Here is a 13,972-nt window from a genome sequence, read left to right on the forward strand (position 1 = left end):
AGCAACCCTCTTTTTAAGGAGGCAATACCTGTCGTGGCCAAAATTTTAGATCGAATTTTGATGTTTATTTACAGCTTAAGCATTGCCATCCTATCCGTATTCGTTATTCTCGTGCTCACGGACGCCGTTCCTCTGGAATTGAAGGTCCTGGAGCAGCAACCGATCTATATCGGCACTTGGGTAGCGGCAATCCTGCTGCTCTTGATCAGCATTCGTGTGTTTTACATATCCGTCAGCAGAGACCGCAGCTCGGCGACCTCGATTGACCAACGCAATGAATACGGCGATATCCAGATCTCGGTGGACACCATCGAGAACTTGGCTTACAAAGCCGCTTCCCGCGTGCGTGGCATCAAGGAAGTGAAGACGCGGATTCGGATTACGGAATCCGGACTTGAAATCGTTGTGCGTGCGCTTGTGGACGGGGAGACGTCGATCCCTGCGTTGACGGAAGAAGTTCAGAAACAAGTCCATGACCGCGTCGAGGAAATTACCGGGATTCCTGTTTCCTACGTATCGGTGTACATTGCCAATCTGGTCCATTCCCCGGTTCTCAAAGGCCGGGTTGAATAGGGGTGAGCAGCGGGGTGTTCTGGAAACAATTGTGGGAGAGTCACAAAGGACGCCTGCTCGGGATAGCGGCGGCCGTGTTTTTATGCCCGATCTATCTGTTTTTCGGATTCTGGAATATGTTGTTCTGCGCCTTGCTGCTATTTATCGGGTATACGATTGGTAAGCAGAAGGACTTGGAGGGAGGCCCGCTCTTACCTTGGGGCACGATTTGGGAATGGCTGTCCACGCGTTGGCGTCCCTTTAAATGAGATTTTGAATTCCTCATTACCGCTTCCTGTGATATGCTTACTCCGGAAAAGAGCTAGGAACGTGTTCTTGCCCCTTTTGTGGAGTAAGCCTATTACGGGTCTTTTTTTGTGTTAAAGAGAGTCGTGAATTGTTAAATGTCCGGTGATGTTTGAGCCGGTTTTGGTCTATGCTTATGGGTAAGAACTGAAAGATAGGATTTGAAGCATAGCAACTTAAAGGTAAGCCATGATGGAAGAGTAAAGCGTAGAAATTGGTTAGGAGGAAGCAGATGAAACGGCGTTTGGCGAGAGAGATTGCGGTGCAGAGCATGTACCAGATGGAAATGAACGAGGTGGACGCGAACGAAGCGGTAACGATGCTGCTGACGGAAGCGATGGAAGAGAACGAAGGTGAGGTCGAGCTGTCGGATGTAGATGCGACACGGGCTTTCGCGCTGGAGCTGGTCAACGGCACCTGGAGCCGGAAGGATGCGATCGATAGCTTGCTGGAGGATTATTTGAAGGGATGGCAAATCAGCCGCTTGTCCAAGGTGGACCGGCAGGTGTTGCGTCTGGCAACCTATGAAATGATCTTCCGCGATGACGTGCCGGGGAAAGTCGCTGTAAATGAAGCGATCGAGCTGGCCAAGCACTTTGGATCCCCGGAATCCGGCAAGTTCGTCAACGGCGTACTTGGAAAGATGATTCAAGACATCGATCAGCTGAAGAGCAAACGATAATTCCATTTTCAATTTTAATTTAAGGAAGAGGAGCGGACGAGCATGACAGCACCAATCATTAACGGTAAACAAATTTCGGAGGATATCCGCAAGGATTTGCGCGCAGAGGTAGAACAGCTGGCGAAGCAAGGCTTTACGCCGGGACTGGCGGTCGTGCTCGTCGGGGAAGATCCGGCTTCGCAGGTATATGTGCGGAACAAGGAGAAAGCCTGCCATGAGCTGGGCTACTATTCGGAGGTTCATCGCCTCCCGGCGGAAACGCCGCAAGAGGACCTGCTCGCTTTGGTGGACAAGCTGAACCATCAGGCGAATATCCATGGGATTCTGGTGCAACTGCCGTTGCCCAAGCATATTGATGAGAAAGCGGTCATCGATGCCATTTCGCCGGAGAAAGACGTTGACGGATTCCATCCGATGAATGTCGGGAATCTGATGATCGGCGACGACAGCTTGCTGCCGTGTACGCCGGCGGGGGTGATTGAACTCATCAAACGCACAGGCGTGGAGATCGCCGGGAAGCATGCGGTTGTCATTGGCCGCAGCAACATCGTCGGCAAGCCGGTTTCCTTGCTCCTGCAACGGGAGAACGCCACAGTAACGATGTGTCATTCGCGTACGGCGAACATGAAAGAGTTGACTCGCCTCGCGGATATTCTTGTGGTTGCAATCGGGCGCGCGAACTTTGTGGATGCTTCTTACGTGAAGCCAGGCGCCGTGGTCATTGATGTCGGGATGAACCGACTGGTAAACGGCAAGCTGGCCGGGGACGTGGATTTTGAGAACGTTAAAGAGATTTCCGGACCGATCACACCCGTACCTGGCGGCGTTGGCCCGATGACGATTACGATGCTGATGCAAAATACGCTGATTGCAGCCAAACGCCTGCAAGGGCTGGCTTAAGCTAAAGTTGTCGAATAACTGGGTTCAAATAAGGGAACAAAACGTTCTTATTTCGCTCTGATGATGGCATTTTGGGAAAATAGAGGACTTTTTTGGCCTTATTGCTGGGCGATAGGTGGAAAACCCCGCATATAGGGGCAACAGCGATAAAATAACGGAAAAAAGTTCCCTTATCTTCATCAGCAGCGACAACGAGAAGCAAATAAGGGTATACATTGCCCTTATTCTCGGAAAGGAGGCGGCACCTTTGGATCAGCAACGGATTTTGACGGTCAAGGAATTAAACCGCTACATCCGGATGAAGCTGGAATCGGATCAGGTGCTCACCGACGTCTGGATTCGCGGTGAAATTTCCAATTTCACGCATCATTCCAGCGGGCATATGTATTTCACGCTGAAGGATGCGGACAGCCGGATCAAAAGCATTATGTTCGCATCGTATAACCAGCGGCTGCCGTTCCGACCTAAAGAAGGCACGCGCGTGATTGCACGCGGTAATGTTTCCGTCTACGAGCGGGATGGCCAGTATCAATTCTACGTGACGCATATGCAGCCGGACGGCGTAGGCAGCCTGTATCTGGCCTTTGAGCAGCTGAAGCAGAAGCTCGAAGCGGAGGGCTTGTTCGCGCCGGGACGCAAACGGCCGTTGCCGCGGTTCCCGAAGACGATCGGCGTGGTGACCTCGCCAACCGGAGCGGCGGTCCGCGACATCTTAACGACGCTGGGGCGGCGTTATCCGCAGGCAGCAGTGATCCTGTACCCCGTGCTTGTCCAGGGCAAGGGGGCAGCGCCGTCGATCGTGAAAGCGATCCGAACGCTGAACGCGATGGGCGAGGCCGACGTGCTCATCGTCGGCCGCGGCGGCGGCTCGCTCGAGGAGCTGTGGGCGTTCAACGAGGAGCAGGTCGCGCGGGCGATCTATGAATCGGCGATTCCCGTCATCTCGGCCGTGGGCCATGAGACGGACTTCACTATCGCCGATTTCGTCGCCGACCTGCGAGCTGCCACGCCCACAGCGGCCGCCGAGCTGGCCGTGCCGCACACGGCCGAGCTGCGCGCGCTCTTGCGCCAGCGAGAACAGGTGCTGCAGCAGAGCTTGCAGCACCGCCTGCAGCAGGCGCGCGAACGGCTGCGCCGGCTGCATCGCTCGCCGGCGCTGACGCAGCCGCGGCGCAGCCTGCTCCAGCACGCGGAGCGGCTGGACCGGCTGTCCTCGCGGCTGACGGGCCACATGCAGACGCGCCTGCAATTGGCCGGCGCGGCGCAAGACCGCCTGCACCAGCGTCTGCTGCGCTTCCATCCACGGGATGCGCTGCAGTTCGCGGGACGCCGGCGGCGGGAGGCGGATCGCCTGCTGCGGCAAGCGATGCAGGGCATCCTGCGGGAGAAGTCCAGCCAGCTGGCCTCGGGCATTCGCCATCTGGATGCGCTAAGCCCGCTTAAAGTCATGGCGCGGGGCTATAGCCTCGTCTACGATGAACGAGGAGAACGGATCATCAAGTCGTTATCGGACGTCGAACTGGGCGACCGGATAACGGTGAAGGTGACGGACGGAGAACTAGATTGTCAAGTTTGGGGCATGAGGCCGGAAGGAGCGGGGGAAGATGAAGGAACAGGAAACCAAGCTTAATGCAGAGGCGCAGCAAGCGGAACTAAATTTCGAAGATGCGATGAACCAGCTGGAGGACATCGTGTCTCAGCTGGAACGCGGAGACGTGCCGTTGGAGAAAGCGATTGATCTGTTTCAGCAGGGCATGCGGCTCTCGCAAATCTGCGGTCAAAAGCTGGCACAGGTGGAACGTAAGATCGAAATGATTGTTGAAGAAGACGGGGCGGTAGAGAAGCAGCCGTTTCAGCCGCCGTTAAGCGATAGTTTGGACTTCTGAGGAGAGCGGTGATCTTGTTGCAGCAGCAATTATCGATAGAGGCATACATGAAGGAGATTGCTGAAGCCGTGTCCACACGCTTGTCCTCCAGCCTTCCGGCGGCATGGCAGGTGCCGGAAACGCTAAGCCGGGCGATGGATTATTCGCTGATGGCGGGTGGGAAACGGCTTCGGCCGCTGCTCGTCGTGGCTGCGGCGGAGGCGCTCGGCGGCAGCCGGGATGCGGCAATGCCCGTCGCCTGCGCCGTGGAAATGGTACATACGTACTCGCTGATCCATGACGATCTCCCGGCCTTGGACAACGATGACTTCCGTCGCGGGAAACCAACGAATCATAAAGTGTTTGGAGAAGCGATGGCCATCTTGGCCGGGGATGGGCTGTTGACGCATGCTTTTTACAGCGTGGTTCAAGCGAGCCGCAAGCAAGGGGTGCCGGCCGAGGCTTCCTTAGCGATCGTGGAGGAATTGTCGCGGTTTGCCGGGCCGGGCGGCATGGTGGGCGGCCAGGTGGCCGACATGCAAGGCGAGCAGGGAGTGACCGATCTCGACCAGCTGCGCTACATTCATGAGCACAAAACCGGAGATCTGATCGTATTTTCGGTCAGAGCGGGCGGACATATCGCTTCGGGAAATGCAGAGCAGCTTGAGGCTTTGGAGCGGTACGGACGGGCGCTGGGGCATGCGTTTCAAATTCAGGACGACATCCTGGATCTGATCGGGGATGAAAGCAAGCTCGGCAAAAAAACGCAAAGCGATGTCATCCAACAGAAGGTGACTTATCCTTACTTTATCGGCATCGAGGCTTCCCGGGCGGAAGTCGAACGGCTGACGAGTGAGGCGAAGCAGGCGTTACAAAACGGAGCGATTCCGAACCCGCAGCGGCTGCTGGAAATTGCCGATCTGCTGCTTCGCCGCGATCACTAGTCACTTTCCCATCGAAGGCGTTGGTCGAAATCAGGGAAAAATGACTTACCTATCCGCCGCAAGTGATTTCGACATCATGATGACATATGGTATAATGAAGGCTATTATCAACATGTGCAAGAAAAGGCCGGACTTAGATGCCGGCTTTTTGAACCATACATTTAGGAAAGCGGGGAATGGCTGTGCTGCTTTCGCAAATACATGAGCCTGCCGATCTGAAAAACTTGTCCCTGGAGCAATTGACGCCGCTCGCTGAGGAAATCCGCCAGTTCTTGATCGAGAAGCTGTCGGTTACCGGCGGGCATTTGGCTTCGAATTTGGGCGTGGTGGAATTGACGATCGCCCTGCACTATTGCTACAACAGTCCGCAGGATAAACTCATCTTTGACGTAGGACACCAAGCCTATGTACATAAAATACTAACCGGGCGGAAGGACCAGTTCGACACGCTTCGTAAACATCATGGATTATGCGGGTTCGTCAAACGGAGCGAGAGCGTGCATGACGTGTGGGAAGCAGGGCACAGCAGCACCTCCCTCTCAGCGGCTATGGGGATGGCGCTGGCCCGGGATATGAAGGGCGAATCGAACCGCGTGATTGCGATCATCGGGGACGGTGCGTTAACCGGCGGGATGGCGTTTGAAGCGCTGAACCATATCGGCCATGAGAAGAAAGATTTGATGGTGGTCTTGAACGACAATGAGATGTCGATCGCGCCAAATGTCGGAGCTTTGCATAACTACTTGACCAAAATCCGCTCAGACCGCAATTACCTGCGGGCCAAAGACGAAGTGGAGCAGCTGCTGAAGAAAATCCCGGCCATTGGCGGCAAAGTCGCCAAAACCGTGGAGCGGGTGAAGGACAGCCTGAAGTATTTGATGGTATCCGGCGTCTTATTTGAAGAGCTCGGATTCAAATACCTGGGACCGGTTGACGGCCATGACTTGTTGGGCCTTATCGATGCCTTCAAGCAGGCCAATAACGTCAGCGGACCAGTTTTGGTGCACGTTCTGACCACCAAGGGCAAAGGCTATACCCCGGCAGAACAGGATTCGCATAAATGGCATGGCATCACGCCGTACAAAATCGAATCCGGCCAAGTGCTGAAGGCTGTTGGGAATCCGATGTACACGGAGGTGTTCGGACAGACCTTGATCGAGCTGGCCGAACAGGACGAACGGATTGTGGCGGTGACTCCGGCGATGCCGGGCGGTTCCGGATTGGTGAAATTCGGCGAACGTTTTCCTGGACGCATGATTGACGTCGGTATCGCCGAGCAGCATGCCGCGACGATGTGCGCCGCCATGGCGATGGAAGGCTTGAAGCCGGTCTATGCGGTGTATTCCACGTTCATGCAGCGGGCTTACGACCAGATCGTGCATGATATTTGCCGCCAGAACGCCAACGTGATGTTCGCTATCGACCGGGCTGGATTCGTAGGAGCGGACGGGGAGACCCACCAAGGGGTTTACGATATCGCTTTTATGCGTCATATTCCAAATATCGTATTAATGATGCCGAAGGATGAAAATGAATTGCGCCACATGATGAAGACGGCGCTGGAATATAACGACGGGCCGATTGCTTACCGCTATCCGCGGATCAACGTACCGGGGGTTCCGCTGGACAAAGAGCTGGTGCCCATTCCGATCGGAACGTGGGAGCTGCTGCGGGAAGGCGACAACCTGACGATCGTTGCGGTTGGCCCGATGGTGCAGGTTGCCGAAGAAGCGGCGGAAAGGCTGAAGCGGGAAGGCGTGTCCGCTGCGGTGGTGAACGCCAGATTCTTAAAACCGCTGGACGGAGAGATGCTGGTTCAACTCGCGCAAAGCAGCGGGACCATGATCGTGCTGGAGGAAGCTTCGCAGGCGGGAAGCTTGGGTAGTGCGATCTTGGAGTTCTATGCAGAGCAAGGAATCACGGGTCTGGACATCCGATTGATGGGCGTGCCCGACCGGTTTATCGAGCACGGCAGCATCAAGGAGCAATTGGAAGAAGTCGGCTTGACCGCCGAGAACGTCGTTCGTGAGGTACACAAACTACGGAGCGAACCACATTTAACGCTAGGCAAGAAAGTAAATTATTGACGGGAGATTGGCATGTCGGTTTCCAAGGAACGCGTAGACGTCCTGCTCGTCGAGCAGGGGTATTTTGACAGCAGAGAAAAGGCGAAAGCCGCGATCATGGCCGGACTGGTGTTTGGCGGACAGGAACGGATCGAGAAGGCGGGGACGAAGATTCCCCGGGATACCGTGTTGTCGGTCAAGGGAGCGATCCATCCTTATGTCAGCCGGGGCGGACTTAAGCTGGAAAAAGCGATCAAGCAGTTTAACCTGGATCTGACCGGTCGTACGATGCTAGATATCGGATCTTCGACCGGCGGATTTACGGATTGCGCCTTACAGCATGGTGCTGAGTATGTATACGCGATTGACGTCGGATACAATCAGCTGGATTGGTCGCTACGCAACGATCCGCGGGTGAACGTCAAGGAACGCACCAACTTCCGTTATATGACGCCGCAGGATTTGGACGGTCCTCCGCCGGATTTTGCCAGTATCGACGTTTCCTTCATTTCGCTAAAAATCATTTTGCCGCCGCTTCTTGCATTGTTGAAACGGCCGGCGGACATCGCTGCGCTCATTAAGCCGCAGTTTGAGGCTGGTCGTGAAAAGGTTGGTAAATCGGGGGTCGTCCGCGATCCCAAAGTACACCAGGAAGTGTTGGAGACCGTGCTGAGCTTTGCGGTGGAGCAAGGCTATGAGGTGGCCGGGTTGACCTTCTCTCCGATTACCGGCGGGGAAGGGAACATCGAATTTTTAGCTCATCTCAGATTGGAAGAAGAAGCTGCGGCTGGTACGGCAGAGGAGCAGGATGTGGATCAGCTTACACGGATCCGCGAGCTGGCGGCCAGCGTCGTTCATGAAGCATCAAACACCTTTACAGGAGGCCCATCCAAGTGATGGGTCTTTTTTCATTGCAGCATCTTGCAAATCGAACGCTTGTTCCCTATAATGGAATCAAAACCTTGATGTTGTCCTCATTCCCTTCTAAATTTTGTGCTTCTCTAGACAGGAGCTAATCGCGGAAGCGTCGAAATAAGGGATGAGGTGATATCGGTGGGAGCTTATTCGGACGGTCTTCTGATGGTAGTGATCGCGGGAATCGGCGTGTATTTGCTATACCGCGGTTTTCGTTCCTGGGTCCGCAAGCCGTTTTCTTTACGATCCGGCATCGGATTTGAGATGAATGAGGAGATTATAGAGCACCCTGCGGTGGACATGCTGGAAGAAGCAGGGTACGAAGTCGTCAGCGATAAACTGAAAGTTCCGCTCACCTTCCGTGTGGACGGAGAACTTCTGCACAGCCGTCTCTTTATTGACTATATTGCAGTCAAGAATGGGGAATTCTATCTTGTTAGAACTGCGCGGGAACGCCGCCCGGTGGAATGGACGGGTAGCGGTTTGCGCCGGGACCTGTTGCCGTTCCTGCTGTTATATCCGGAATGCGCTGGCGTGTTATACGTAGATCCGGAGCAACGGGAACTGAAGGTCATATCCCTAACGACGGACGATAATGAAGAAGATGAATCCGCCTAAACCGATAAATACTGATAAATACGACTAAATACGACCATATAAGGCTAATGGAGGGCAGAATGAAGGGGCATAGACATATCAAGATAAGGGAAATCATTTCGGCCAGGGAAATCGAAACCCAGGATGAGCTGGTAGAAGCATTACGCGAGGCGGGGTATCAAGTCACTCAAGCGACGGTCTCCCGCGACATTAAGGAATTAATGCTGATTAAGGTGCCTACGGACGACGGCAGGTACAAGTACTCCATGCCGACGGCTCAGCGTTATAATCCGGTGCAGAAGCTGCAACGGGCGCTGGTCGACAGTTTCGTGCATATCGACTATACCGGCAATTTGGTTGTCATGAAGTGTCTTCCGGGGACCGCGAATTCGGTAGCCGTGCTGCTGGACAATATGGAATGGCCGGATCTGCTTGGCACAATTTGCGGTGACGACACGATCTTACTGATTTGCCGCAACGAGGACTATAGCCGGTATCTGATTGATCAGATCATGGGATACATATCTTAATTGAGTTGGGAGTAGGGGAGGATTGCCCGGATGTTGGTTCATTTATCCATTCGTAATCTGGCAGTGGTTGAAGCGGTCGATGTATCGTTTGGTTCCGGCTTTCATGTCCTGACAGGGGAGACCGGGGCGGGCAAATCAATCATCATTGATGCCCTGAGCTTGATTGCCGGCGGCAGGGGGTCAGCCGATTTAATCCGTTATGGTTGTGATAAAGCCGAGATGGAGGCTTCCTTCGATCTGCCAGCAGGACATCCGGTTTGGACAACCCTGGAAGGATTCGGCATCGCGGGAGATCCCGGAGAGCTTCTGATTATTCGCCGGGAAATCAGTGTCCAAGGCAAGAGCTCAGCCCGCATTAACGGACAGCTCGTGAATTTATCCATGCTGCGTGAGGTTGGGGAGAAGCTGATTAACCTGCATGGCCAACATGAGCACCAAACCCTGCTTCGACCGGAACGCCATTTAGAGTTGCTGGACGCCTACGGGGCAGAGGCGGTTGATCCGGTGAAGGCGGCTTACCAAGCGACCTACGCCGAATTCGTACGGATCGACAAGGAATATCACGAGCTGCGCAATACAAGCCAACAGGCGCTGCAAATGCTTGATTTATACCGTTTTCAGCTGAGTGAAATTTCTGCAGCCGAGTTAAAACCGGGTGAAGATGAATTACTCGCGGAGGAAAAGGTCAAGCTATCCCATAGCGAGAAAATGATGGAGTCCATTTCGAAAGCCTATGATTTGCTGTATGGCCCTCAGGGACTGGATGCGATTGCGAAGGCTGTCTCGAAGCTAAGTGAAGTATCCGCATATGACAGCAAAGGAATATCTCCACTCCTGGAGCAGCTTCAATCCGCTTATTATCAACTGGAGGATGCGTCCTTTAGCCTGCGGAACTATCGCGAACGGATCGAGTTTAATCCTGAACGGCTGGAAGAAGTCGAGGAACGCCTGGACCTGATCTCGACGCTCCGCCGTAAATACGGTGATGACATTCAAGGGATCCTTGCGTATTATGAGAAGATTCGCCAGGAAGTGGATGCCTTGGAGAATAAGGATGAACGCCTGGAGCAGCTGCAGGTGCAACGGGAGAAATTAACCGAGCGGCTGATGAAGCAGGCTTTCGAGCTAAGTGCAGTACGGCAGCAGAAGGCCATTGAACTCGCGGCCCAGATCGAGGCGGAGCTTAAAGACCTGCAAATGGGTCGGACCTCTCTGGAAGTGAAGTTAAGCCTCATGGAGGATGCCAACGGATTGGAATGGGAAGGAAAGAAGATCCGTCCCGGCAAACACGGTATCGACAATGCTGAATTCCTCATTTCGCCAAATCCCGGAGAACCGCTCCGACCGCTTAGCAAGATCGCATCCGGCGGTGAGCTGTCCCGCATGATGCTGGCACTAAAGAGCATATTTGCCCGGCATGAACAGGTTCCTGTACTGATTTTCGACGAAGTTGATACTGGCGTCAGCGGACGAGCGGCTCAGTCGATTGCCGATAAGTTGTCGCGATTGTCTGCGATGTGCCAAGTCTTCGCCATCACTCATCTGCCGCAAGTGGCTTGCATGGCGGATCGGCAGTACCTCATCGAGAAAGTCGTTGAAGACGGCCGCACCATGACACGCGTTGCTTCCTTAGATGAAGCGGGACGGGTAAATGAACTGGCCCGCATGCTCGGCGGGGTAGAAATCACGGAAAAGACCCAGCATCATGCCCAAGAAATGCTGAAGCTGGCGCAGGCACAAAAGGATGTTTTACTAAGTCTGGCACAATGATTGACAGTAATAAAACACCTGACCCGGGGTATCTTATAGGTACGCAATTGGCGACCACCGTTTCGTCAAGCGAAAGAAGCTAAGGGAGCGTGACAGCCATTGAACCCGAACCTCAGGAATCGAATGCTCGGTCTTTTTCTTGCCTTCTTCTTTTGTTTTCTCGGCACGTCTGCCGCTGAAGGGCGGCTTCCCGTACTGCCGGACGAGTTACGCCTGTTTCAGGGTCAGGGAACACAAATTTCATTTGCTTTGCCCGTACAGGCTGAAGTCAGTGTGGATCGGCCTGATGTAGTGATGGTCAACGGGCAGGCGAACCCATCCATGAAAGTATCATTAGGACATCCGCTCAAGCTTTCGTCGCTTCGGAGTGGAGAAGCCAACCTCCGCATGAAATTATTCGGTCAAATTCCTCTAAAGACCGTCAAGGTCAATGTCATTCCGGACCTTAAAGTGATTCCCGGCGGACAAACCATCGGTGTCAAGGTGAAATCCGCCGGGATCTTAGTGGTCGGGCATCATCAAGTTGTAACAGATACCAGCAAAGTTTCACCCGGCGAAGCGGCCGGAATTCAAGCCGGTGATTTGATCACCCACATTAACGGAATGAAGCTCCACGATGTCCGCGAAGTAGCTGAAATTGCCGCCGAAGCGGGCAAACATCAACGGCCCCTTAAGATCACCTATATGCGGAACGATAGGGAACTCACAACGTCCTTAAAGCCGGCATATGATCAGCAGGATCGGGCTTGGAGACTCGGTTTGTATATCCGTGATTCTGCTGCAGGGGTAGGGACCTTGACGTTTTATGCCCCGGATCACGGCGTTTATGGAGCCCTCGGCCACATCATTACCGATATGAATACCCAAACGCCGATCGTAGTCGGCAGCGGGCAAATCCTGCAATCCAGCGTCACATCCATCTCCAAGAGCGAGAGCGGTGAACCCGGGGAGAAGCGTGCTCACTTTCTAAAAGAAGGGAAAACCCTAGGCAATATCGAACGCAATACGAATTTTGGGATCTTCGGGAAGATGTCGCAAAACCCGGAGCATAGCCTCTATGAGAAACCGATTCCCGTCGCTTTTGCAGAAGAAGTGAAGGAAGGACCAGCAGAAATTCTGACCGTTGTCGAAGGTCAACGCATAGAGCGGTTTAAAGTCGAGATCGTCCATGTTTCCAAGCAGAGTGTACCGGAAACCAAAGGATTAGTTATCCGCATTACCGACCCGCGTCTCGTGGAGAAGACCGGCGGCATCGTTCAAGGCATGAGCGGTAGTCCGATTCTTCAGAACGGCAAGCTCATCGGCGCTGTGACTCATGTATTCGTCAACGACCCGAAATCAGGATATGGTTGCTTTATCGAATGGATGCTGCAGGATGCCGGTATTTTACAAAGCCCGAAAGACACGATGCAAAATCTTAAGGCGAGCTAAACGCTGCCTTAAGATTTTTTTAGATATCAGAAAGTATAAACTACGGGGATTGGCATCCTGATATCGCAAGAAAAACTTCGGCTAAACGCGGTCTGTCTACATTGAATGTACGTCGATTGACGTTTTTCTTATCTTGAGGAAGTGAAACTCCTCAAGCAAAGGTCGACAAACCCGGCTTGGAATCTGTATGCATTTGTCGAATGAATCCGAACGAGATCGTTTTATGTAAATAAATAATTTATTATATATCAATCATGCAAAAAAATAAATAAAAATAATTTTCGACAGAAGGAATTTACTTTTGCATGTCGAATCCTTATTCTGGTAAGAAGAGAAGCAATGAATAAACCTATCCAATTACCTGAAGGAGGAAGTAGGCAGTGCAGAAAATCGAAGTGTTGTTGGCAGATGATAATCGTGAATTTACGAATTTGCTCGCGGAATACATTTCGGAGCAAGACGATATGGTCGTCTCAGGAATCGCCTATAACGGGGAAGAAGTACTGGAGATGATTGATCAAGCAGCAAGAGTTCCCGATGTGTTGATCCTGGACATTATTATGCCCCATCTGGACGGACTCGGTGTGCTTGAGCGCATTCGCGACCTCAACCTGACCCCTCAGCCTAAAATCATCATGCTGACCGCCTTTGGTCAAGAGAACATCACGCAGCGTGCCGTTCAGCTTGGAGCTTCTTACTACATCTTGAAACCCTTTGACATGGAAGTGTTGGCGAACCGCATCCGTCAGCTCGTGGGTGTCCAAACCTTAAGCAACAGTGCACCTTCTACTTCGTTTGCCAAATCGAATGTGGTGCCTCTGGGCAAAGGGAAGAACCTCGATGCGAACATCACATCGATCATACATGAAATCGGAGTTCCGGCGCATATTAAAGGATATCAATATCTGCGCGAAGCGATCACGATGGTGTACAACAACATCGAAATCTTAGGCGCCATTACGAAAACACTGTATCCGGCGATCGCGGAGAAATTCAAAACGACGCCATCCCGCGTAGAGCGTGCGATTCGTCATGCGATTGAAGTCGCTTGGACCCGAGGCAACATCGATTCCATCAGCCATCTTTTTGGTTATACGATCAATATCTCCAAATCCAAACCGACCAATAGTGAGTTCATCGCAATGGTAGCGGATAAACTGCGGATCGAGCATAAGGTGTCTTGAATCCCCGCTATTACGCGCAAAGATGACGATAAGTAGAACGCATGTTCACGTCAATTTACACGTTCGTTGTGCGGAGATTCCGATAAACTGTTCGCGGATTATTCCGAAGAACTTTCGGAAGTTTTACGCAGACTATTTTAACGCATCAATACGAACATAACAATAAGGCCGATCGCTAATAGCGCGGTCTTATTGTTTTTATGCGCCCATCTCTTCGGAAACGACCGGAG

At 53.0% G+C, this 13,972-nt stretch carries 14 protein-coding genes; all 14 read left to right on the forward strand.

Annotation, left to right across the window (positions count from 1 at the left end):
- The first annotated feature begins 33 nt into the window (after positions 1-33).
- Entirely contained in the window at positions 34-573 is a 540-nt protein-coding gene (amaP, locus tag M3G15_RS08495; protein ID WP_009225784.1) for an alkaline shock response membrane anchor protein AmaP, read from the forward strand.
- Between the two features lie 14 nt (positions 574-587).
- On the forward strand, positions 588-821 hold the full coding sequence (locus M3G15_RS08500; protein WP_009225785.1) for a DUF2273 domain-containing protein: 234 nt from the start codon (positions 588-590) through the stop codon (positions 819-821).
- A gap of 269 nt (positions 822-1,090) precedes the next feature.
- Positions 1,091-1,540 carry a transcription antitermination factor NusB gene (gene nusB, locus M3G15_RS08505; RefSeq protein WP_260070619.1) on the forward strand — a complete coding sequence of 150 codons (450 nt, stop codon included), beginning with the start codon at positions 1,091-1,093 and terminating at the stop codon, positions 1,538-1,540.
- Positions 1,541-1,582: 42 nt separating this feature from the next.
- A complete protein-coding gene (gene folD / locus M3G15_RS08510; RefSeq protein WP_009225787.1) occupies positions 1,583-2,440 on the forward strand; it encodes a bifunctional methylenetetrahydrofolate dehydrogenase/methenyltetrahydrofolate cyclohydrolase FolD in 858 nt (285 codons plus the stop codon).
- 247 nt (positions 2,441-2,687) lie between these two features.
- Positions 2,688-4,070: an exodeoxyribonuclease VII large subunit gene (gene xseA / locus M3G15_RS08515; RefSeq protein WP_260070657.1), complete on the forward strand. Its 1,383-nt coding sequence runs from the start codon at positions 2,688-2,690 to the stop codon at positions 4,068-4,070.
- Positions 4,045-4,326 (forward strand): exodeoxyribonuclease VII small subunit, encoded by a 282-nt coding sequence (gene xseB / locus M3G15_RS08520; protein ID WP_009225790.1) that lies wholly within the window; start codon positions 4,045-4,047, stop codon positions 4,324-4,326. The genes xseA and xseB overlap by 26 nt, the downstream gene beginning before the upstream one ends.
- A 47-nt stretch (positions 4,327-4,373) precedes the next feature.
- A complete protein-coding gene (locus tag M3G15_RS08525; RefSeq protein WP_036645822.1) occupies positions 4,374-5,249 on the forward strand; it encodes a polyprenyl synthetase family protein in 876 nt (291 codons plus the stop codon).
- A gap of 176 nt (positions 5,250-5,425) precedes the next feature.
- Positions 5,426-7,336 carry a 1-deoxy-D-xylulose-5-phosphate synthase gene (gene dxs / locus M3G15_RS08530; RefSeq protein ID WP_397376600.1) on the forward strand — a complete coding sequence of 637 codons (1,911 nt, stop codon included), beginning with the start codon at positions 5,426-5,428 and terminating at the stop codon, positions 7,334-7,336.
- A gap of 12 nt (positions 7,337-7,348) precedes the next feature.
- Positions 7,349-8,212, forward strand: a complete 864-nt coding sequence (locus M3G15_RS08535; RefSeq protein ID WP_028538373.1) for a TlyA family RNA methyltransferase — start codon at positions 7,349-7,351, stop codon at positions 8,210-8,212.
- Between the two features lie 156 nt (positions 8,213-8,368).
- Positions 8,369-8,848 (forward strand): hypothetical protein, encoded by a 480-nt coding sequence (locus tag M3G15_RS08540; RefSeq protein WP_009225794.1) that lies wholly within the window; start codon positions 8,369-8,371, stop codon positions 8,846-8,848.
- Positions 8,849-8,907: 59 nt separating this feature from the next.
- Entirely contained in the window at positions 8,908-9,357 is a 450-nt protein-coding gene (ahrC, locus tag M3G15_RS08545; protein WP_009225795.1) for a transcriptional regulator AhrC/ArgR, read from the forward strand.
- Positions 9,358-9,387: 30 nt separating this feature from the next.
- A complete protein-coding gene (gene recN / locus M3G15_RS08550) occupies positions 9,388-11,127 on the forward strand; it encodes a DNA repair protein RecN (RefSeq protein WP_260070620.1) in 1,740 nt (579 codons plus the stop codon).
- 99 nt (positions 11,128-11,226) lie between these two features.
- Positions 11,227-12,558, forward strand: coding sequence for a SpoIVB peptidase (spoIVB, locus tag M3G15_RS08555; RefSeq protein ID WP_009225797.1), 1,332 nt, complete (start codon positions 11,227-11,229; stop codon positions 12,556-12,558).
- Between the two features lie 380 nt (positions 12,559-12,938).
- Entirely contained in the window at positions 12,939-13,742 is an 804-nt protein-coding gene (spo0A, locus tag M3G15_RS08560) for a sporulation transcription factor Spo0A (protein WP_009225798.1), read from the forward strand.
- Positions 13,743-13,972: the final 230 nt, after the last annotated feature.

It is taken from the genome of Paenibacillus sp. p3-SID1389, from assembly GCF_025151705.1.
In the GTDB taxonomy this organism is placed as follows: Bacteria; Bacillota; Bacilli; order Paenibacillales; family Paenibacillaceae; genus Fontibacillus; species Fontibacillus phoenicis.

Bases quoted from the DNA above. Each gene is read 5' to 3' on its own strand.
- nusB (WP_260070619.1), top strand. From the start codon at position 1,091: ATGAAACGGCGTTTGGCGAGAGAGATTGCGGTGCAGAGCATGTACCAG.
- M3G15_RS08525 (WP_036645822.1), top strand. From the start codon at position 4,374: ATGAAGGAGATTGCTGAAGCCGTGTCCACACGCTTGTCCTCCAGCCTT.
- dxs (WP_397376600.1), top strand. From the start codon at position 5,426: ATGGCTGTGCTGCTTTCGCAAATACATGAGCCTGCCGATCTGAAAAAC.
- xseB (WP_009225790.1), top strand. From the start codon at position 4,045: ATGAAGGAACAGGAAACCAAGCTTAATGCAGAGGCGCAGCAAGCGGAA.
- M3G15_RS08535 (WP_028538373.1), top strand. From the start codon at position 7,349: ATGTCGGTTTCCAAGGAACGCGTAGACGTCCTGCTCGTCGAGCAGGGG.
- folD (WP_009225787.1), top strand. From the start codon at position 1,583: ATGACAGCACCAATCATTAACGGTAAACAAATTTCGGAGGATATCCGC.
- ahrC (WP_009225795.1), top strand. From the start codon at position 8,908: ATGAAGGGGCATAGACATATCAAGATAAGGGAAATCATTTCGGCCAGG.
- recN (WP_260070620.1), top strand. From the start codon at position 9,388: ATGTTGGTTCATTTATCCATTCGTAATCTGGCAGTGGTTGAAGCGGTC.